The sequence below is a fragment of the Mesorhizobium sp. M6A.T.Cr.TU.017.01.1.1 genome (assembly GCF_004023115.1).
Lineage (GTDB): Bacteria > Pseudomonadota > Alphaproteobacteria > Rhizobiales > Rhizobiaceae > Mesorhizobium > Mesorhizobium mediterraneum.
Genome location: NZ_RZTA01000012.1, coordinates 25631 through 46425, shown reverse-complemented (window position 1 = coordinate 46425; position 20795 = coordinate 25631). Strand labels below are relative to the sequence as shown.

The window sequence follows — 20795 nt, the reverse complement described above, 5'->3', positions numbered from 1 at the left end:
TTGACGGCGCCGGCCCATCGGGCCGGCATTTCCCCATCAAGGCCTACTCGCCGCTGTTGTCCGGGTCAGCACCGGCATCCGGGCTGGCGTTGCCCTCAACACTCTCTTCGGCTTCCTCGTCCGATTGCGGTTCCGATATCCGCTCCACCGAAACGACCTTCTCGCCGTCGGCCGTGTTGAAGATGGTCACGCCCTTGGTGGCGCGGCTGGCGAAACGAATGCCGTTGACCGGCACGCGGATGACGGTGCCGCCGTCCGAGACAAGCATGATCTGGTCGTCGTTGCCGACCGGGAAGGTCGCCACCAGGCGACCGATCTCGGCCGCTTTCGACACGTCGGTGGCGCGAATGCCCTTGCCGCCGCGCCCTGTAAGGCGGAAATCATAGGAAGACGAACGCTTGCCGTAGCCATATTCCGTCACCGTCAGCACGAACTGCTCATGTGCCTTGAGGAATTCGTAGCGCTCGTCGGAAAGCTCCGTCTCCTCGCCAACCTCTTCATTGGTAAGCTGGATGTCTTCGTCTTCGCCGGCCGCAATGCCGGCGGCGAGCCGCCGTTCGGCCACCACCCGCTTGAGATAAGCGGCGCGCTCGGCCGGCGGCGCCTCGACATGTTCGATCACCGCCATCGAGATCACCCGGTCGGTGGGAGCCATGGCGATGCCGCGCACGCCGACCGAGTTGCGGCTCTGGAAGACGCGCACGTCGCTGACCGAGAAGCGGATGCACTGGCCGGAGCTTGCGGTCAAAAGCACGTCGTCATTGTCTGTGCAGGTCTCGACGCCGAGAATCTCGTCGCCTTCCTCTTCCAGCTTCATGGCGATCTTGCCGTTGCGGTTGACCTGGACGAAGTCCGACAACTTGTTGCGGCGCACCGTGCCGCGCGTCGTGGCGAACATCACGTCGAGCTCGCCCCAGCTGGTCTCGTCCTCGGGCAGCGGCATGATGGTGGTGATGCGTTCGCCCTGCTCCAGCGGCAGCATGTTGATCAGCGCCTTGCCGCGCGACTGCGGGTTGCCGATCGGCAGGCGCCAGACCTTTTCCTTGTAGACGATGCCACGCGAAGAGAAGAACAGCACCGGCGTGTGCGTGTTGGCGACGAACAGCCGAGTGACGAAATCCTCTTCCTTGGTCGACATGCCGGAACGGCCCTTGCCGCCGCGGCGCTGCGCCCGATAGAGCGACAGCGGCACGCGCTTGATGTAGCCGGAATGGCTGACCGTCACGACCATGTCCTCGCGCTGGATCAGGTCCTCGTCTTCCATATCCGCCCCGCCCTCGGACAGCTCGGTGCGGCGCGGCGTGCCGAACTCGTCGCGCACGGCGGCAAGCTCGTCCTTGACGATCTGCTGAATGCGGGCGCGGGACGACAGGATGTCCAGGTAATCCTTGATCTCGTCGCCGATCGTGTTCAACTCGTCGGCGATTTCGTCGCGGCCGAGCGCGGTCAGGCGCTGCAGGCGCAGTTCGAGGATGGCGCGGGCCTGTTCCTCGGACAGATTGTAGGTGCCGTCCTCGTTGATGCGGTGGCGCGGATCGTCGATCAGCAGGATCAGCGATTCGACGTCGCCCGAGGGCCAGCGCCGCTCCATCAACTGCTCGCGCGCCGTCTGCGGGTCCGGAGCGCTGCGGATCAGCTTGATGACCTCGTCGATGTTGGCGACAGCAATGGCAAGGCCGACCAGCACATGGGCGCGGTCGCGCGCCTTGCGCAGCAGGAATTTCGTGCGCCGGCTGATCACATCCTCGCGGAACGCGACGAACGCCTTCAGCATGTCGGTTAGCGTCAGCACTTCCGGCTTGCCGCCGTTCAGCGCCACCATATTGGCGCCGAACGACGTCTGCAGCGGCGTAAAACGGTAGAGCTGGTTGAGGATGACGTCGGCGACCGCGTCGCGCTTCAGTTCGATGACGACGCGGTAGCCTTGGCGGTCGCTTTCGTCGCGGATGTCGGAAATGCCCTCGATGCGCTTGTCGCGCACAAGCTCGGCCATCTTCTCGATCATCGACGACTTGTTCACCTGATAGGGAACCTCGGTGATGATGATCGATTCACGGTCGTTGCCGCGTTGCTCAATATTGACGCGGCCGCGCATGACGATGGAGCCGCGGCCCGTCGAATAGGCGCTGTAGATGCCGGAACGGCCGAGCACGATGGCGCCGGTCGGGAAATCCGGCCCCGGAATGATCTCCATCAGCGCCGGCAGGTCGATCGCCGGATTGTCGATCAGGGCAATGGCGCCGTTGCAGACCTCGCCCAGATTGTGCGGCGGGATGTTGGTGGCCATGCCGACGGCGATGCCGCCGGAGCCATTGACCAACAGGTTCGGGAAGCGCGCCGGCAGGACTTTCGGTTCGCTGCCGGACGCATCATAAGTGTCCTGGAAATCGACGGTGTCCTTGTCGATGTCTTCCAGCAACTCATGCGCGACCTTGGTCAGCCGCGATTCAGTATAACGCATCGCCGCCGGCGGGTCGCCGTCGATCGAGCCGAAATTGCCTTGCCCGTCGATCAGCGGCACGCGCAGCGACCAGTCTTGCGCCATGCGCACCAAGGCGTCGTAGATCGAGGCGTCGCCATGCGGATGGTATTTACCCATCACGTCGGCGACCGGGCGGGCCGACTTCACATATTTGCGGTTCCAGTGGTAGCCGCTCTCATGGGCGGCATAGAGGATGCGGCGATGCACCGGCTTCAACCCGTCGCGCACGTCCGGCAGCGCACGGCTGACGATCACGCTCATGGCGTAATCGAGATAGGAGCGCTGCATCTCCTCGATGATGGATATCGGCTCGATGCCGGTGGGGCCGCCGTCGGCGCCGCGCGGTGTCTTCTGGTCGGTCAAATCAGGTCACAATCTAATCAGGAATCACTCGGTGCTTATATAGGAAGCCGAGCCGAAACTCCAATGTCCGCGGCAGTTTTCCAGTGGCGATTTTTGTGGTGATTTCAAAAGGATATCACCGATTGCGACGATATGGCCGAGGCGCATTTCGTGGCGACCGGCGCAAAGCTCATTGTCAGGCCAATTTTGCTTCACAACGCCGGAACGGCAGATGTGCTCGGCGCTTTATCACCTCGCTGCCGGAGCCGGTAGGCGCCAGGCGCCTCCCCCATCACGCGCCGGAAACGGCGGTTGAAGGTCGACAAATCGTTGAACCCCGCCTCGAAGGCGATCGTCGAGATCGCCTCGTCCGACATGCGCAGCCGCACCGCCGCCCTGTGCAGCCGGGTCTTCAGCAGGAACTGGTAGGGCGTCACGCCCGCCACGTGCCGAAAGCTGCGCAGAAAATGGTAGGGACTGGTCGCCGTCTCGCTTGCAAGCTCGGCAAGCGAGATCGGCCTTTCGGCGTCCTTTTCGATGCGCCGTACCGCCTCTGCGACACGTTTCTGGTCGCGGCGGCTCGGCACCCGGGCAGCAGGCGTGACGCCGGAGGCGACGGCCGCGCCGGCAATGCGCAGGGCGAGTTCCTCGAACGCGTCGATGTCGGCCATCTCGCGCGCGGCTTCCGCCTCGGCAAGCAGCGCTGCCAGCGCCGGCAAGGGCGGCAGGCGCGGCATCTTGAAATTCAGCTTCTTTGCATCCGGCATGCCGGCGACGATCTGTTCCATATAGGCCGGCTCGAAATGGAAGGAGAGGCAACGGTCGCCAGCGCCATGCTCGTGTCCGCATTCATAGCATGTGCCGGGGTTGCCGAGCAGAAGCGCGCCCGGCGCCAGCATCGCTGTTCCCTGTTGCGCTCGGTAGCGGAAGGTGCCGCTGGTCACCACGGCGACGCAGAACTTGCGATGCTCTTCCTCGAACGGGCGATCAGCGGCGCCGGCGGTGCAGACCACGTCCGACACCTGCCAGCCTCGCCCAGACGCCAGTGTATGCGCGCTTGTCGTCATGGCTTGAAAGATAGCAATTTTTCCCAAGCACAGAACCCTGCTGCCGCCTATTCTTCCCAATCTCCTGACAAGATGGGGCTCCTGACAAGACGGGGCTCCTGCCAAGATGAGGTCGAAATCATGCTCAATTCATCTTCCTTTGCCGAAGCCCTGCACAGCGACGGGCCTGCGGGGGACCTTGCCGAAAAACTGAACCTTTACGGCCGCTTCGTCGGCGCCTGGACATTCGATGCCACGCGCCATCTCGAAGACGGCCAGGTGCTGACCGGGCGCGGCGAGGTGCATTTCGGCTGGGTGCTCGAGGGCCGCGCAATCCAGGACGTATGGATCCTGCCAGCACGCGACGCCGGCCCCTCGCCGTCGCTCGGCAAATGGACCTTCTATGGCACAACACTGCGCGTCTATGACCCCGGCGTCGACGCCTGGCACATCTTCTGGAGCGATCCGCGCACCCAATATTACAGCCGTCAGCTCGGCCGCGCCGAGGGCGACACCATCGTCCAGCAAGGCGCAGACGGCACCGGCGCCTCGGTGCGCTGGAGTTTTTCCCGCATTACCGAAAATTCATTCCGCTGGCTGGGCGAACGCTCGCAGGACGACGGCGCGACCTGGCGGCTCGAAGTCGAGTTCCTGGCGCGGCGCACAACTGGAAACTGACGGCCCAACATATTGTAAAAAAGAAGAAAAAGATGCTGGATCATGTCTCGATCGGCGTCCGCGATACCGACGCCTCGAAGCGTTTTTATGATGCCGCGCTGAAGCCGCTTGGCTATAGCTGTCTCAGCCAGTCGCCGGGCTCGCTCGGCTATGGTGGGGAGGCGGTGTCGCTGTGGGTGAACGAGGCTCAGCGCCCGGTTTCGGCCGACGGCGAGTCCGGCCTGCATTTCTGCTTTGCGGCGCCGACGCGGAGCAGCGTCGACGCTTTCCATGCGGGCGCCTTGCGTGCGGGCGGCAGTGACAATGGGGCACCTGGCCTGCGCGCCAGCTATGGCGAAAACTATTACGCCGCCTTTGTCGTCGACCCGGATGGCTATCGCATCGAGGCTTATTGCGGAGCGGCCGGCTAGGCTCACCCTGCCCATCAAGGTTGCCGAACTCCCGCCGCTCAAACGGTTTCCACTGACCCTGCTTTGCTCTACCAATGCCAAGATTGGGCAATGCCAAGATTGGGCAATGCCAATATTGGGGCAATGCCAGTATTCGGGCACGGCCCGGCGGGGAGGGTCAGAGATGCCGAGCTTCGACAGCCTGTTCAACGCCTTCGTCACCATTCTCGTGACCATCGACCCGCCTGGCCTGGCACCACTCTTCCTCGCGGTGACCCGCGGCATGAACCGCGAGGAGCGCAACCAGGTTTCCGTGCGCGCCTCGATCATCGGCTTCCTGGTGATGGCGCTGTTCGCAATCGCTGGCGCATCGATCCTGTCGGTGTTCGGCATCACGCTGCCGGCTTTCCGCGTCGCTGGCGGCTTTCTGCTGTTTTTCATCGCCTTCGAAATGGTGTTCGAGCGCAGGCAGGACCGCAAGGAGAAGATCGGCGATGTCGCCATCACCAAGGACATGATCCACAACATCGCCGCCTTCCCGCTGGCGATCCCGCTGATCGCCGGTCCGGGCGCGATTTCGGCGACCGTCCTGTTGTCCGGCTCATTTCCAGGTTTTGGCGCGCAGGCAGCCCTTGTCGGCATCATCGCGATCTGCCTTGTCATCACCTATCTGGTTTTCGTGCTGGCCGAGCGCATCGACCGTATCCTCGGCCAGACCGGCCGCTCCATCCTGACGCGGCTGCTAGGCGTCATCCTGGCGGCGCTTGCCGTGCAGTTCGTCGCCGACGGCATCAAGGCGCTGATGGCAGCATGATGTCAGATCCGGTAACCGATCCCAAGATTGTCGAGCTGGAGCTCGCCTTATTGCGAGCGCCGACCCGCTATGACCCGGATTTTCTTGAAACCGTGCTCGACGACGGCATGATCGAGTTCGGAAAATCCGGCAATGAATATGACAAGAGATCGATTCTGGCAGCGCTTCCTGCGTCGAAAGCCGAACCGGCACCGGATGATGAGCTGGAAATGACCGACGTCAGAACAGTTCAAATGGCGCCTGAGGTGGTGCTTTTGACTTACCGGCTAAGGCCCAAGAAAGAAAAAGCTATTCCATCACTGCGCAGTTCCATATGGAAACGCACCGATGGGCACTGGCGATTGGTATTCATCAGGGAACCCGAGCCGCGTCCGAAGAAACAAACGGTCCCTGAACGCGGGATTTGTCATACGGGCTTCGTCGTCCAGCTCGCGGAGGCGACGCTATCCTATTTCGCCGTCGTGTCGATAACTTCGAAGTCGTGGGTGATCTCGGCGGTCTTGGCTACCATCGCCGAAGCCGAGCAGTATTTTTCGATCGAAAGGTTGATCGCCCGCTTAACCTTGTCGGGCGAGAGTGCCCGGCCCTTGACGATGAAATGCATATGGATGCGCGTGAACACCCTGGGATCGACCTCCGCCCGGTCGGCGTCGAGTTCGACCACGCAGTCTTCGACCGCCTCCCGCCCCTTTTCGAGGATGTGGACGACATCATAGGCCGAGCAGCCGCCGGTGCCGAGCAGTACCAGTTCCATCGGGCTTGGCCCCGGCGTCTTGCCGTCCGGTCCGAACGCGGTTCCCAGCACCACCTTGTGACCGCTGCCGGACTCGCCGACGAAAGTGCGGTCCTCGACCCATTTGACCCGTGCTTTCACCTGATAAGTCCTTTCACCGCGCACTACTCAAACGCACAACGTCCCGAAAACCCAGGAGAGATTTCGGGACGCCAAAGCGTGGCCTCAAGTAGCTGGCGTTGTGGCAGAGCCGTTCGCTCCGAGGGATCAGAACGGGATTTCGTCGTCCAGTTCGCGCGACGAACCGCCGCCACCACCCTTGTTGCCGCCACCGCCGCCGCGATTGAAACTCTCGCCCGGGCCCGACTGCCCGAAATCGGAGCCGCGGCTGCTGCCGCCACCGGCGTAGCTACCGACCTGACCGCCCTCGCCCTGCCCGCGTGCGTCGAGCATCTGCAGCTCGCCGCGGAATTTCTGCAGCACGATTTCGGTGGTGTAGCGGTCATTACCCGTCTGGTCCTGCCATTTGCGCGTCTGCAACTGGCCCTCGACATAAACCTTCGCACCCTTCTTCAGATACTGCTCGGCGACCTTGGCGAGCTGGTCGTTGAAGATGACGACGTTGTGCCACTCGGTCTTTTCCTTGCGCTCGCCGGACGTCTTGTCGCGCCAGCTTTCCGACGTGGCGATGCGGATGTTGACGACCGGCTCACCCGAATTCAAACGGCGGATTTCCGGGTCCGCCCCGAGATTGCCCACCAGAATGACCTTGTTGACGCTACCCGCCATGATACTTCTCCGCGCTCATCCGAAACAAAATTTCTGTCGCTCACCTTATAGGCTGCGGACAATCGCCGCCTGCCACGGCTGCCTTTTCCCACAAGGTTTTTGTTCTCTTTTCGTTCTAGGTTCATCGACCCCCAGTGTCAAGGAATGTCAGCAATCGATGGGGTTCGCCGCGCCATTTCATATGGGCGCGAAAAGATCGCTTGCCAAATCGATAAGTGTAGACTTATGCTTCTATCATGATCGAAGCAGAGATTTTTCGAGCGCTTTCCGACCCGACGCGCCGTGCTGTCTACGAACGGCTCGCCGCGGGCGAGATGACGGTGTCGGAACTGCGCGGCGGCATGACCGTGTCGCAACCGGCCGTGTCGCAGCATCTCGCGGTATTGCGCGGCGCCGGCCTGGTGGTCGAGCGGCGGGCCGGCCGCAACGCCTATTATCGCGCCGATCCGCAAGGGCTTGACCCACTGCTCGGCTGGATCGAGCGCTACCGTGCTTTCTGGCCCGAGCGTATCGAACGGCTCAAGGCGGTTTTGAAGGATATGGATCAATGACGGCAAAACAGCATTCGGACGCGACGGACTCGATCGAGTTCGAGTGCGAGCTTCCAGACCCGCCGGAAAAAGTGTGGCGGGCGCTGACGGTGCCGGACCTGCTCGCGGCCTGGATGATGCCGAACGACATCAAGCCCGAGATCGGCAGCCGCTTTGCCTTTGCCAAGCCGGACGCACCGATCGAGTGCGAAGTCCTCGACGCCGAGCCTGAACGCCTGCTGCGCTACTCCTGGCGGGAGCGGCCGGAGCCTGGCAATGCAGCGGATCCGCTCGCCGGCCCGCTGGATAGCCCAATGGATAGCATTGTCACCTTCACGCTCGACCGCACCGTGTCGGGCGGCACGCATCTGCGCATCGTCCACGATGGATTTGCGCGAGTAGCTACATCCGCGGTTGCGATGGTGGGCGGCGGTTGCCGGCTTTCGCTCAACGCACACAGCACCAAACAGACCATTGCCGCAAACAAGCCTCGCCTGTTCCTGCGCGCGGCCTGAGCCACACAACGGAGAAAAGCGATGAGCGGTTTTGCCAATTTGGTGCCAATGGTGATCGAGCAGTCGAGCCGCGGCGAACGCGCCTTCGACATTTTTTCGCGGCTGCTGCGAGAGCGCATCGTCTTCATCAACGGCCCGATCGACGACAATGTGTCGGCGCTGGTCTGTGCTCAGCTCCTGTCGCTGGAATCCGACAATCCCGACAAGGAGATATCCCTCTACATCAATTCGCCGGGCGGCGTGGTGACGAGCGGCTTCGCCATCTACGACACGATGCAGTATATCCGCAGCCCGGTATCCACCGTCTGCATGGGTTTTGCCGCCTCGATGGCCTCGTTCCTGCTGATGGCGGGCACGCCGGGACGGCGCATCGCGCTGCCCAACACCAGCATCGTGCTGCACCAGCCGCTGGGTGGCTTTCAGGGTCAGGCTTCCGATATCCAGCGTCACGCCGAAGGCATCCTGCGCACCAAGAAGCGCATGACCGAACTCTATGCGCATCACTGCGGCCGCACTTACGAGGAGGTCGAACGCACGCTCGACCGCGATTATTTCATGACCGCCGCGGAGGCAAAGACATGGGGCCTTGTCGATCATGTTTTCGATACGCGCAAACAGGCGGCGTGAAGGGGTAGCCGAACACCATGAGAGACAACAGCCAAGCCGTTCGGCAAGTTTGATCGCCACCGGTCTGGCTTCGGGCCATGTGCGGCGATATGGTCGTCCGATGGTCGATAAAGATTCACGCACCCGCTTGAACCGGCTGATCATCGGCATCGCCGCCGCGGCGATGACCTCCGGCACGGCGTTCGCCGAAGACAATTCAACGCCTTCGCATAAAGGCACGCTGCCCGGCGTGGCCGACGACTATCTCATCGCCAAGCCGGCTCCCGAGCCCGACGATGCCGTGCCCGGCAACGGTAACAACGGCCAGTTCAAGATCGGCGATACCGATGTCAGGATTTCCGGCAGCTTAACCTTCGATGTCGGCGCCGGCTCGATCAAGCCCTCCCGGCGATAGGCCATCTGCCTTCATCGCTGCCACAAGGGCAGCCCGTGCGCTTGCGGTCATCTGAAACGAATAGCCCCGCCGTTGCTTCAGCAAAACGGTCGGGGCTTTCTTGGATTTAAAATCCAACTTGCCGGGAATATACTGCCGGCGTTCGATTTCGGATGCTTCGCGGTATTCAGCCGCTGATCCGACTAGTGGTCTCTGATTTTTATAAGGATCGACAGGTCACGGTTTGTCGGGCGGCGCAAACGCCTGGCCCTGGCACTTATGCCTGCCGCGGCTCCACCGACACGTGGAGCCTCAAGGGACTGTCCGGTGGAGTCATTCCTTCTGCTCTCCTCTTCTGTCCATTGCGACCAGTGTCGTCCGAAGCACATATCGCAAAAGCCTGCGACGTCTAGCAGGCCACCTTGGGGTGGCGAGGCCATCGAAAGACGGCCGGCTTCGGTGACGTTTGGAGTCTGACTCTCTGAGGCTGAGACGTCAACAGTTGGATAGCCGATTACAAAAAATGTGATCGCTTATACGGCAAATCGGAAATCCGCTGCAGTTTTGAGCAGCGCGGCATCGGCCGTGCTGCGTTCGCGAGCTAGCAAACGCGTGGAACTTTAAATCCACCATGATGGGGCGGTTTGTGAAGCTGGTTTCATGGGCGCTTTTGTCAGGAGCGTGTTCGGTCTTTGTTCTTTCCGCTTGCTCGCCCGCGCGAAAGACGGTTAAAGGCTTTGGTCGAGAGTTGTGGCGTCTCTCGAAAAGGTGACGAAATTACCTACATAGGGGATGGCCGGGACAACCCGCCATCCCATGAGATTCCAGATCTGAGGCGGCGACCGGCGATGGCCGACCATAAATATCTTTCCATTCGCGGGGCGCGCGAACACAATCTGAAGAATGTCGATCTCGACCTGCCGCGTGACAGCCTGATCGTCATGACCGGCCTGTCGGGGTCCGGCAAGTCGTCGCTCGCCTTCGACACCATCTATGCCGAGGGCCAGCGCCGCTACGTCGAGAGCCTGTCAGCCTATGCCAGGCAATTCCTCGAAATGATGCAGAAGCCGGATGTCGACCAGATCGACGGCCTGTCGCCGGCCATTTCAATCGAGCAGAAGACCACGTCGAAGAACCCGCGTTCGACGGTCGGCACCGTCACCGAGATCTACGACTACATGCGGCTGCTGTTCGCGCGCGTTGGCATTCCCTATTCGCCCGCCACCGGCCTGCCGATCGAAAGCCAGACGGTGTCGCAGATGGTCGACCGCGTGCTGGCGGTCGAGGAAGGCACGCGCCTATTCATCCTGGCGCCGATGGTGCGCGGTCGCAAAGGCGAGTACCGCAAGGAACTGCTGGAGCTACAGAAGAAGGGCTTCCAGCGCGTCAAGGTCGACGGCGTGTTCTACGAAATTGCCGACGTGCCGGCGCTGGACAAGAAGTACAAGCATGACCTCGACGTCGTCGTCGATCGCATCGTCGTGCGCGGCGACCTGGCGACGCGGCTTGCGGATTCCATTGAAACCGCGCTGAAGCTCGCCGACGGGCTGGCGGTCGCCGAATTCGCCGACCGGCCGCTCGATGCCAGCCAGACCGGCGAGGATTCGGTCAACAAGTCGAAGAACGAGACGCATGAGCGCATCCTGTTCTCGGAAAAATTCGCTTGCCCGGTATCCGGCTTCACCATTCCCGAGATCGAGCCCAGGCTGTTCTCCTTCAACAACCCGTTCGGCGCCTGCCCGACTTGCGATGGCCTCGGCAGCCAGCGTGCGATCGACGCCAGCCTGATCGTGCCCGACGACAATCTGTCCCTGCGTGCCGGCGCCGTCAGCCCGTGGGCGAAATCGACCTCGCCCTATTACGTGCAGACGCTCGAGGCGCTGGGCAAGGCGTATGGCTTCAAGCTCGGCGACAAGTTCAGGGATCTGACCGAAGGGGCAAAGCAAGCCATCCTGCATGGCACCGGCGAGCGCGAGGTCACCTTCCAGTACGATGACGGCCTGCGCTCCTATAAGACGACCAAGACCTTCGAAGGTGTCATTCCCAATCTCGAACGGCGCTGGAAGGAGACCGAATCCGCCTGGATGCGCGAGGAGATCGAGCGCTTCATGTCGGCCACGCCTTGCCCGGCCTGTCGCGGCTACCGGCTGAAGCCGGAATCGCTTGCGGTGAAGATCGCCGGAAAGCACATCGGCGAGATCACCGAGCTGTCGATCCGCAAGGCCGACCATTGGTTCACCGAGCTACCCGCCTCGCTCAGCGACAAGCAGAACGAGATCGCGGTGCGCGTGCTCAAGGAGATCCGCGAGCGGCTGCGCTTCCTCAACGATGTCGGGCTCGACTATCTGACACTGTCGCGCAATTCCGGCACGCTGTCGGGCGGCGAGAGCCAGCGCATTCGGCTGGCCTCGCAGATCGGCTCCGGCCTTACCGGCGTGCTCTACGTGCTGGACGAGCCGTCAATCGGCCTCCATCAGCGCGACAATGCGCGCCTGCTCGATACGTTGAAGCATCTGCGCGACATCGGCAACACGGTGATCGTCGTCGAGCATGACGAGGACGCCATCCTGCATGCCGACTATGTCGTCGATATCGGCCCGGCCGCCGGCATCCATGGCGGCCACATCATCGCGCAGGGAACACCGCAGCAGATCATGGCAAGCCCGGCCTCGATCACCGGCAAATATTTGTCCGGCGAGCTCGAAGTCGCGACGCCGGCCGTGCGGCGCGAGGCCAAGAAGAGCCGGCGCCTGAAGATTGTCGGCGCGCGCGGCAACAATCTGAAGAACGTCACCGCCGAAATCCCGCTCGGCACCTTCACCGCCGTCACCGGCGTGTCCGGCGGCGGCAAGTCGACCTTCCTGATCGAGACCCTGTTCAAGGCGGCGTCTCGCCGCATCATGGGCTCGCGCGAGCATCCGGCCGAGCACGACCGGATCGAGGGCCTCGAATTCCTCGACAAGGTCATCGATATCGACCAATCGCCGATCGGACGGACGCCGCGCTCCAATCCCGCCACCTACACCGGCGCCTTCACGCCGATCCGCGACTGGTTCGCCGGCCTGCCGGAGTCCAAGGCGCGTGGCTATCAGCCGGGTCGCTTCTCGTTCAACGTCAAGGGCGGCCGCTGCGAGGCCTGCCAGGGCGACGGTGTCATCAAGATCGAGATGCACTTCCTGCCCGATGTCTATGTCACCTGCGACGTCTGCCACGGCAAGCGCTACAACCGCGAGACGCTCGACGTCTTGTTCAAGGGCAAGTCGATTGCCGACGTGCTCGATATGACGGTCGAGGAAGGCGTCGACTTCTTCGCCGCAGTGCCCGGCGTGCGCGACAAGCTGGAGACGCTGAAGCAGGTCGGCCTTGGCTACATCCATGTCGGCCAGCAGGCGACGACTTTGTCGGGCGGCGAAGCGCAGCGCATCAAGCTGGCCAAGGAACTGTCGCGCAAGGCGACCGGCAAGACGCTCTACATCCTCGACGAGCCGACCACCGGCCTGCATTTCCACGATGTCGCCAAGCTGCTCGAAGTGCTGCACGAGCTGGTCGACCAGGGTAACACTGTCGTCGTCATCGAGCACAATCTCGAAGTGATCAAGACCGCCGACTGGGTGCTTGACCTCGGTCCCGAGGGTGGCGACGGCGGCGGCGAGCTGGTGGCGTCCGGCACGCCGGAGGATATCGTCCGCGAGAAGCGCAGCTACACCGGCCAGTTCCTGCGGGAATTGCTGGAACGGCGCCCCGGAGGCAAGCGCGAAGCGGCGGAGTGAATGAGGACTGGCTGGCGGCGTTTGGAAGAACCTTCAAATGAAGATCAGAAGAGCGCTTGCCGGTGATCTTGATGCTGTCGTCCAGCTGACCACCGCCGCCTACGCGCCCTACACTGCGTTGCTGGGCGCGCCGCCGATCCCGGTGACAGAGGACTATGCGCCGCGGATCGAACGCGCCGAAGTCTGGTTGCTGGAAAGCGATGATGAGACGGCCGGACTGCTGGTTCTCGAACGGCATGCAGATCACGCAATGATCTTCTCCGTCTCCGTCGCGCCTGCCTCCCAAGGCAAGGGTTTCGGCATCTCGCTGCTCAATCACGCGGACGAACAGACACGGCTGCAGGGCTTGCCCGAGGTGCGGCTCTATACCAACGCGAAGATGGAGCGGAACATCGCGCTCTACAAAGGGTATGGCTTTCACGAAACGGGTCGTCGGCCCAATCCATACCGGCCAGGGTGGACGATCGTCGACATGGGGAAGACTGTCGAGACGATCGCTACGGCCTGATCCTTTTCAAACTCGGGAGGACGACAATGACCCAATCAGGAAAAATCCGCGCCGGCATGGGCGGCTGGACCTTCGAGCCGTGGGACACGTCCTTCTATCCGGACAAGCTGTCCAAGGCGAAGCAGTTGCACTACGCAACCCGGCAGGTGCCGAGCATCGAGGTCAACGGCACCTATTATTCAAGCTTCAAGGAGCCGACCTTCGTCAAATGGGCTGGTGAGGCGCCGGATGGCTTCGTCTATTCACTGAAAGGCAACCGCTTCGTCACCAACCGCCGCGTGCTCGGCGAGGCCGGCGAGTCCATGATGCGCTTCCTGGGGTCGGGCGTCGCCGCACTCGGCGACAAGCTCGGGCCGATCCTGTGGCAATTCGCGCCAACCAAAAAATTCGACCCGGACGATTTCGAAGCCTTCCTCAAGCTTTTGCCTGAAAAGCAGGACGGCGTGGCCCTGCGCCATGCGGTGGAGGTGCGCAACGACAGCTTCGTCGTGCCGGAATTCGCCGCCCTGGCGCGCAAATACAAGGCCGCGATCGTCTACGCCGACCACGCCAAATATCCTGGGATCGCCGATGTCACCGGCGATTTCATCTATGCCCGGTTGCAGACCGGCAGCGACGACAATCCCGACTGCTACACGCCAAAGGCGCTCGACGAATGGGCGGCGCGCGCAAAACTCTGGGCGGAAGGCAAGGTGCCGGCCGACCTATCGCGCGCCGATCCGTCGATCGACGCACCGGTAAAGCCGCGCGATGTGTTCGTCTACTTCATCACCGAAGGCAAGGTCCGTGCGCCGTTCGGCGCCATGGCGCTGATGAAGCGTGTCACAGGCTGACGGCCTGGAATTGTGACATCTTCATCACCATCGTAACCTTATCGATACCTCCTTGCTGCATGAATCCGCGGAGCTAGGGCAGCCGCGGGTTAGGGCATGTCGCTCGACTACCACTCACTTCTGCTGGCTGTCGGTTTTTCCGCCGCCTGCCTGAGCCTGACGTTGTTCGGCATCTGGCTGACGGCACGAACGGAAAAGTTCCTGCTAACATGGGCGATCAGCGCTTTGTTGGTCGTCGGCGATGTTTTTATCTACCAGGACTATATCGAGACGCCCGGACGCATCCTCGGCATTGCGACGTTCGCGCTGCTCCTGGTTGGGTTCTCGACCATGCTGGGTGCCGCCTACCAGTTCAGGTCAGGCCGATCGCCGATCCCGCTGACGGTTCTCGGCAGCTGCATCTCGCTTGCCCTGGCGCTGCCGCCGATGGCGCTCGGATATGACGGGCTCGGCTTCATGTTCGAAAATCTCCTTGCCGCCCTGCTTCTGTTTGCAACGGCCTATCAGTACTGGATCGGGCGCGCCGAAGCCCCAGTCCCGATCATCGGCCTCTCCGTGCTCTACTCGACCACCGGCGTTTCCTTTGTGCTGTGTGCCGTGGCTCTTGCGTGGGATGGGAAGCTTGTCCTCGGACATGCGCCGAGCAACTGGGCCGAGGATCTGAGCCTCGTCATCGTCATCGCCAGCATGACTGGCATCGGTGCCCTTTCGCTGGCGCTCAACCAGGGTCGCCTGGCCCGACATCACCGTCTGGATGCGCTGACCGATCCGCTGACCGGCCTGCTCAATCGCCGCGCTCTGTTCGACCTCAACGGCGGCGCCCCGATCGGGGCTTTCACGGCGGTGGTCGTGTTCGACCTCGACGGCTTCAAGGCCATCAATGACGAATTCGGCCACGCCACGGGCGATCAGGTGCTGAAGGTGTTCGCCAAGGAACTCGTCGAGAACCTTCGCCCGACCGATGTCGCCGCGCGCATGGGCGGAGAGGAATTCGCGCTGGTTCTGAAGCGCACCCTGCCCGAAGCGGTGGAGTTCACCGCCGAGCGTATACGCACCGCCTTCGCCGCGCGTGTCATCGAGACCGAAACCCGTCACCTGACATGTACGGTCAGCGCCGGATACGCTTTCGGCAGCAATGACGGCATGAGCTTCGACAAGGTGCTCAGCGCCGCCGACAAGGCGCTCTATGCTGCTAAGCGCGGCGGTCGCAACCGCGTCGAGGCTTCGACATTTCGACGCGCGAGCTAGCCGCTTGGCGGCACGGGCAGCCGCCCCTCCGCCAGCTCTTATGCCGCCATGACGACCTCGTTGTAGGCATCGAGATCGACGTAAAAGACCTTGGTGATCTCCGCAATCAGCTCGTCGTGATCATATCCCTGCGATTTCAGAATGTTGATGGCGGTCATGATGTCAACGCGCTCGGTGAGCCGTCGTTTCTGGTAGTCCTCGACATAACGTTCCATCGGCTGTCCCGGGCCCAAGTGCCCCAAAATGCATTGAACAACGATCAGATCGCAGGAAGAGGGTTGCTTGCATGGAACATGCCAGCTGAGCCCGCGCCTCACCTTGATCTGTCAACGAGACTGATACGGAAAGCGGCCGACTCAACAAGGCCAAGTAAAGCCTAGCATGCAATCTTCGGCGCGCTAGAGTTGCAAACGATGTGATTGAAGAAAATCTCGTAGGCCTTTTGTGATTTCGTCATCCTTGGGCGTAGCGACGCGAAGCGGAGCGAAGACCCCAAGGATCCATGCCGTGACTTCAGAGCATCGCCACGCACAGAATCCAGGATGGTGTGCGCCGGAAAAACGGCTTCTGTTCTTGACCGCTGCATTCTTTGACCGACGGCGCGGCATGGATCCTGGGGTCTGCGCCGCGTCGCTTCGCTCCTTGCTTCGCCCTAGGATGACGACGGGAGAGATGTTTCGGCTAATCCTGGAGGTTTGCAACTAGACGGTCAGGAACTTGCGGACGTCCGCGCGGTCGAGATCCTCGGCCGGGCCGGTGTGGACGATCAAGCCGCGATCCATGATGTTGACCTCGTCCGCCAGTTCACGGCAGAAATCGAGGTACTGTTCGACCAGCAGCACGGCGATGCCTGCCTGGTCGCGCAGATAGCGGATGGCGCGGCCGATATCCTTGATGATCGACGGCTGGATACCTTCGGTCGGCTCATCGAGCACCAGCAGCTTCGGCCGCATCACCAGCGCCCTGCCGATGGCAAGCTGCTGCTGCTGGCCGCCGGAAAGGTCACCGCCCCGGCGGCCGAGCATCTGCTTCAGCACCGGGAACAATTCGAAGATGTGGCCGGGAATGTTGCGATCGGCGCGCTTCAATGGCGCAAAGCCCGATTCGAGGTTTTCCCGCACAGTGAGCAGCGGGAAGATCTCCCTGCCCTGCGGCACGAATGCGATGCCCGACCGGGCGCGATCATACGCCGCGCTCCGGTCGAGCGCCTTCCCCTCGAAGGCAACACTTCCGCTCGTCAGCCGGTGGTGGCCGACGATCGATCTCATCAAACTGGTTTTGCCGACGCCGTTGCGGCCGAGCACGCAGGTGATCTTGCCCGCGCCGGCCTTCAGCGAGACGCCGCGCAGCGCCTGGGCGGCGCCATAGTGGAGCGTGGCGTTGGAGACTTCGAGCATGGTCAGCGCCTTCTCCAACGCCTGAAGAACGAAAGGTCGAAATGATGAAACGGAACGCGCCAGACCATGATCATCTCCCCAGATAGACTTCGACGACACGCTCGTCGGCCGAGACGAAATCGAGCGAGCCTTCGGACAAGACCGAGCCTTCGTGCAGGCAGGTGACCTTGACGCCGAGCTCGCGCACGAAATGCATGTCGTGCTCGACGACGATGACCGAATGGTCGCGCGCAATATCCTTGAGCAGCCGCGCGGTCTCCTCGGTCTCGGCATCGGTCATGCCGGCGACCGGTTCGTCGACCAGCAGCAGCTTCGGATCCTGCGCCAGCAGCATGCCGATCTCCAGCCATTGCTTTTGTCCGTGGCTGAGATTGGCTGCGATTTCGTCGCGTTTGTCGCCGAGCCGGATGATGCCGAGGATGTCGTCGATCTGCCGCACTTCCGCGGCCGACCGGCGATGGAACAGTGCCGGGAAGATCGAGCGCGGGCCTTTCAGCGCCAGCATCAGATTCTCCTCGATCGTGTGGCTTTCGAAGACGGTCGGCTTCTGGAATTTCCTGCCGATGCCCATCATGGCGATCTCGGCCTCGTCATGTTTCGTCAGGTCGACCTCGCCGTCGAAATAAACCTCGCCCGCGTCGGGCCGCGTCTTGCCGGTGACAATGTCCATCATCGTGGTCTTGCCGGCGCCGTTGGGGCCGATGATCGCGCGCATCTCGCCCTTGTCGAGCACCAGCGACAGATTATTGATGGCGCGAAAGCCGTCGAAGGAAACTGAGACGCCGTCGAGATAGAGGATGGTGTTGCTCTTCGACATCGCTCACTCCGCCGGCTGCGGTTCGGGGCTGGATCCAGACCAGTCGCCAGGCGTTCTCGCGGCACCGCGAACGACCTTCGGCGGCGCCGGGACGTCAGGATCGGTGCCGGCTTCCTCGGCGATGGATGCCGCGCGCAGCGCCTTGGCATTGCCGCGCCAGGAATCCCACATGCCGATAATGCCCTTGGGCAGGAACAGCGTGACGGCGACAAACAGTCCGCCCAGCGCAAACAGCCAGAACTCCGGCAGCACGCCGGTGAACCAGGATTTGCCGGCATTGACCACGAGCGCGCCGATGATCGGCCCGACGATGGTGCCGCGCCCGCCGACGGCCGCCCATACCACGACCTCGATCGAATTGGACGGTTCGAACTCGCCCGGATTGATGATGCCGACCTGCGGCACGTAGAGCGCACCGGCAATGCCGGCCATGACAGCTGACACGGTGAAGGCGAACAGTTTGACGTTCTCCGCCCGCCAGCCGAGAAAGCGCGTGCGGCTCTCGGCGTCGCGCACCGCCATCAGCAGCTTGCCGTATTTTGAACCGACGATTGCCCAGGTGACGTAGACGGCGAGCGCGAGCGTGACGGCGCTGGCCGCGAACAATGCCGAGCGTGTTGCATCGGCCTGCACGTTGAAGCCGAGAATATCCTTGAAATCGGTCAGGCCATTATTGCCGCCGAAACCCATGTCGTTGCGGAAAAACGCGAGCAGCAGCGCATAGGTCATCGCCTGGGTGATGATCGACAGATAGACGCCGGTGACGCGGCTGCGGAAGGCGAACCAGCCGAAGACGAAGGCGAGCAGGCCGGGCACCGCAAGCACCATGATCGCGGCAAACCAGAAATGGTCGAAACCGTACCAGAACCACGGCAATTCCTTGTAGTTCAGGAACACCATGAAATCCGGCAGCAGCGGATTGCCGTAGACGCCGCGCGAGCCGATCTGGCGCATCAGGTACATGCCCATCGCATAGCCGCCGAGCGCGAAGAAGGCGCCGTGGCCGAGCGAGAGGATGCCGCAATAGCCCCAGACGAGATCGAGCGCCAAGGCGAGCAGCGCGTAGCAGAGATATTTCCCGGTAAGCGCGACGATATAGGACGGCACGTAGAACGCACTTGTCGGCGAGACCGCAAGATTGAGCAGCGGCACGACGATGGCGACCGTCAGCAGGATGAAGATCGTGATGTCGATGCGGCGGTCGGCGCCAGCGGCGAAGAAGCGTCCCGTGATCATGCTTCCACCGATCTGCCCTTCAGCGCGAACAGGCCGCGCGGGCGTTTCTGGATGAACAGGATGATGAGGACCAGGACGACGATCTTGCCGAGGACTGCACCGGCATATGGTTCGAGGAACTTGTTGACGATGCCGAGCGAGAAGGCACCGACCAGCGTGCCCCAGAGATTGCCGACGCCGCCGAAGACGACGACCATGAAGCTGTCGATGATGTAGCCGCGGCCGAGATTGGGCGAGACATTGTCGATCTGGCTGAGCGCGACGCCGGCAATGCCAGCTATGCCGGACCCCAATGCAAAGGTCAGCGCGTCGACCCATGGCGTTCTGATGCCCATCGACGCGGCCATGCGGCGGTTGGCGGTGACGGCGCGCATCTGCAGGCCCCAGGGCGTGCGCTTCATCACATAGAGCAGCACCGCGAACACGCCGAGCGAGAATACCAGTATCCAGAGCCGGTTCCAGGTCACGGCAAGCTGGCCGATATCGAACGAACCGGACATCCATGACGGATTGCCGACTTCCTGGTTCGTCGGCCCGAAGATGGTGCGCACGGCCTGCTGCAGGATCAGCGAGACACCCCATGTCGCCAGCAGCGTCTCCAGCGGGCGGCCGTAGAGGAAACGGATGACGCCGCGTTCGATGACGAGGCCGACGAGCGCCGCGACGAGGAAGGCGAGCGGCAGTGCGATGGCCAGCGACCAGTCGAACAGGCCGGGAAAGGAATTGCGGATCACTTCCTGCACGACAAAGGTCGTGTAGGCGCCGAGCATCACCATTTCGCCATGCGCCATGTTGATGACACCCATGACGCCGAAGGTGATGGCAAGGCCAATCGCTGCCAGCAGCAGCACCGACCCCAGCGAAATGCCGTACCAGATGTTCTGGCCAGCATCCCACAGCGCCAGCGTCGAATTGATATTGGCGATCGCCGCCGTCGCCGCGTCCTTGACCGCGCCCTCGGAATTGGCCTCGACGGAGGTGAGCAGGGACAGCGCGTCGCGGTCGCCGCGCGCGCCGATCAGGGCGATCGCCGCCAGCTTGTCGGCCTCCGGCCTGTCCGACACCAGAACGGATGCGGCGCGGGCCTGTTCGAGCAGCGCTTTGACGCTTGCCACCGTTTCGCTGGCGATTGCGGCATCGAGTGGCTCGATATTTGTGGCATCGGGCGTCTTGAACATGGTGTCAGCGGCAGCGATGCGCGCAGCCGGGTCTTTCGCGCCGAGCGTCAGCGTGCCCAAAGCATCGCGGACGGCGCGGCGCAGCGTATTGTTGACCTTGATCTTGGTGATCTCGCCCTTGGCCGCATCGCCGGACTTTTCACCGCTCAGCGGGTCGAGCAGCTCAACGCTACCGCCACCTTCCTTACCGATGAAAACCTGCGAATCGGTCTTGCGGACGTAAAGATCGCCCTCCGCAAGCGCGCCAAGCGGGCGCTCGACGGCGGTATCACCGGTGGCCACGAGCTCGCGCACGACAGCTTCGATCGCCGAAAAATTCGAGGCAGTGGCGAATTTGGCGATGATGGCACGCAGATCCGCTTCGGCAGCATTCGACGGCGACAGCATCCCCAAGAGGAGCAGCAGCGTCAGCCCAATTGCGCGGATGAAGGTCATCGGTTTCTGGAGGCTCTCGAAGGGTTGAAATTCGCGTCCGGGCGGACTCGAGGAG

20 protein-coding genes and 1 pseudogene are annotated in these 20795 nt (G+C 62.4%); 12 read left to right on the top strand and 9 right to left on the bottom strand.

Annotation, left to right across the window (positions count from 1 at the left end; translation table 11 throughout):
• Positions 1-43 precede the first annotated feature (43 nt).
• Together gyrA and EOB36_RS06010 are read right to left on the bottom strand one after the other, a co-directional pair.
• On the bottom strand, positions 44-2845 hold the full coding sequence (gene gyrA, locus EOB36_RS06015; protein WP_128284519.1) for a DNA gyrase subunit A: 2802 nt from the start codon (positions 2843-2845) through the stop codon (positions 44-46).
• Between the two features lie 191 nt (positions 2846-3036).
• A complete protein-coding gene (locus tag EOB36_RS06010; RefSeq protein WP_127204116.1) occupies positions 3037-3891 on the bottom strand; it encodes an AraC family transcriptional regulator in 855 nt (284 codons plus the stop codon).
• Between the two features lie 120 nt (positions 3892-4011).
• On the opposite strand from EOB36_RS06010, the gene EOB36_RS06005 reads away from it, so the two are divergent.
• The 4 genes and pseudogenes from EOB36_RS06005 to EOB36_RS05990 all read left to right on the top strand — a co-directional run.
• The gene (locus tag EOB36_RS06005; protein ID WP_095485303.1) at positions 4012-4548 is read left to right on the top strand and encodes a hypothetical protein; all 537 of its coding nucleotides are present in this window, start codon (positions 4012-4014) and stop codon (positions 4546-4548) included.
• Between the two features lie 32 nt (positions 4549-4580).
• Positions 4581-4958 carry a VOC family protein gene (locus EOB36_RS06000; RefSeq protein ID WP_128284518.1) on the top strand — a complete coding sequence of 126 codons (378 nt, stop codon included), beginning with the start codon at positions 4581-4583 and terminating at the stop codon, positions 4956-4958.
• A 163-nt stretch (positions 4959-5121) separates the two neighbouring features.
• Entirely contained in the window at positions 5122-5751 is a 630-nt protein-coding gene (locus EOB36_RS05995) for a MarC family protein (RefSeq protein WP_029352879.1), read from the top strand.
• A pseudogene (locus EOB36_RS05990) lies at positions 5748-6035 on the top strand (nuclear transport factor 2 family protein); the annotation flags it as partial. The gene EOB36_RS05995 and the pseudogene EOB36_RS05990, both read left to right, overlap by 4 nt.
• 164 nt (positions 6036-6199) lie before the next feature.
• Here the strand turns inward: EOB36_RS05990 and EOB36_RS05985 are convergent.
• Together EOB36_RS05985 and ssb are read right to left on the bottom strand one after the other, a co-directional pair.
• On the bottom strand, positions 6200-6625 hold the full coding sequence (locus EOB36_RS05985; protein WP_127291632.1) for an OsmC family protein: 426 nt from the start codon (positions 6623-6625) through the stop codon (positions 6200-6202).
• Between the two features lie 126 nt (positions 6626-6751).
• Complete coding sequence (gene ssb, locus EOB36_RS05980; RefSeq protein WP_126106448.1) at positions 6752-7273, bottom strand: single-stranded DNA-binding protein; 522 nt, start codon at positions 7271-7273, stop codon at positions 6752-6754.
• Between the two features lie 236 nt (positions 7274-7509).
• Here ssb and EOB36_RS05975 point away from each other — a divergent pair, with 236 nt between their 5' ends.
• The 8 genes from EOB36_RS05975 (at position 7510) to EOB36_RS05940 (ending at position 15677) form a co-directional block, all read left to right on the top strand.
• On the top strand, positions 7510-7824 hold the full coding sequence (locus EOB36_RS05975) for a metalloregulator ArsR/SmtB family transcription factor (protein WP_128284517.1): 315 nt from the start codon (positions 7510-7512) through the stop codon (positions 7822-7824).
• Entirely contained in the window at positions 7821-8318 is a 498-nt protein-coding gene (locus EOB36_RS05970; protein ID WP_128284516.1) for an SRPBCC domain-containing protein, read from the top strand. Before EOB36_RS05975 ends, EOB36_RS05970 begins: the two co-directional genes overlap by 4 nt.
• A 21-nt stretch (positions 8319-8339) precedes the next feature.
• Positions 8340-8945 (top strand): ATP-dependent Clp protease proteolytic subunit, encoded by a 606-nt coding sequence (locus EOB36_RS05965; RefSeq protein ID WP_095485308.1) that lies wholly within the window; start codon positions 8340-8342, stop codon positions 8943-8945.
• Positions 8946-9045: 100 nt separating this feature from the next.
• Positions 9046-9339: a hypothetical protein gene (locus EOB36_RS05960; protein WP_128284515.1), complete on the top strand. Its 294-nt coding sequence runs from the start codon at positions 9046-9048 to the stop codon at positions 9337-9339.
• A gap of 827 nt (positions 9340-10166) precedes the next feature.
• Positions 10167-13088: an excinuclease ABC subunit UvrA gene (gene uvrA, locus EOB36_RS05955; protein ID WP_128284514.1), complete on the top strand. Its 2922-nt coding sequence runs from the start codon at positions 10167-10169 to the stop codon at positions 13086-13088.
• A gap of 37 nt (positions 13089-13125) precedes the next feature.
• Positions 13126-13596 carry an N-acetyltransferase gene (locus EOB36_RS05950; protein ID WP_128284513.1) on the top strand — a complete coding sequence of 157 codons (471 nt, stop codon included), beginning with the start codon at positions 13126-13128 and terminating at the stop codon, positions 13594-13596.
• A 26-nt stretch (positions 13597-13622) separates the two neighbouring features.
• Positions 13623-14429 carry a DUF72 domain-containing protein gene (locus EOB36_RS05945; protein ID WP_095485311.1) on the top strand — a complete coding sequence of 269 codons (807 nt, stop codon included), beginning with the start codon at positions 13623-13625 and terminating at the stop codon, positions 14427-14429.
• Positions 14430-14525: 96 nt separating this feature from the next.
• A complete protein-coding gene (locus EOB36_RS05940) occupies positions 14526-15677 on the top strand; it encodes a GGDEF domain-containing protein (protein ID WP_095485312.1) in 1152 nt (383 codons plus the stop codon).
• A 38-nt stretch (positions 15678-15715) separates the two neighbouring features.
• Here EOB36_RS05940 and EOB36_RS05935 read toward each other — a convergent pair whose 3' ends face one another.
• The 5 genes from EOB36_RS05935 to urtB form a co-directional block, all read right to left on the bottom strand.
• Positions 15716-15892 carry a hypothetical protein gene (locus EOB36_RS05935; RefSeq protein WP_095485313.1) on the bottom strand — a complete coding sequence of 59 codons (177 nt, stop codon included), beginning with the start codon at positions 15890-15892 and terminating at the stop codon, positions 15716-15718.
• 486 nt (positions 15893-16378) lie between these two features.
• Positions 16379-17074 (bottom strand): urea ABC transporter ATP-binding subunit UrtE, encoded by a 696-nt coding sequence (gene urtE, locus EOB36_RS05930; RefSeq protein WP_095485572.1) that lies wholly within the window; start codon positions 17072-17074, stop codon positions 16379-16381.
• A 70-nt stretch (positions 17075-17144) separates the two neighbouring features.
• Positions 17145-17891: an urea ABC transporter ATP-binding protein UrtD gene (gene urtD / locus EOB36_RS05925; RefSeq protein WP_095485315.1), complete on the bottom strand. Its 747-nt coding sequence runs from the start codon at positions 17889-17891 to the stop codon at positions 17145-17147.
• Between the two features lie 3 nt (positions 17892-17894).
• A complete protein-coding gene (gene urtC / locus EOB36_RS05920; protein WP_128284512.1) occupies positions 17895-19127 on the bottom strand; it encodes an urea ABC transporter permease subunit UrtC in 1233 nt (410 codons plus the stop codon).
• The gene (urtB, locus tag EOB36_RS05915) at positions 19124-20740 is read right to left on the bottom strand and encodes an urea ABC transporter permease subunit UrtB (protein WP_128284511.1); all 1617 of its coding nucleotides are present in this window, start codon (positions 20738-20740) and stop codon (positions 19124-19126) included. Before urtB ends, urtC begins: the two co-directional genes overlap by 4 nt.
• Positions 20741-20795 lie beyond the last annotated feature (55 nt).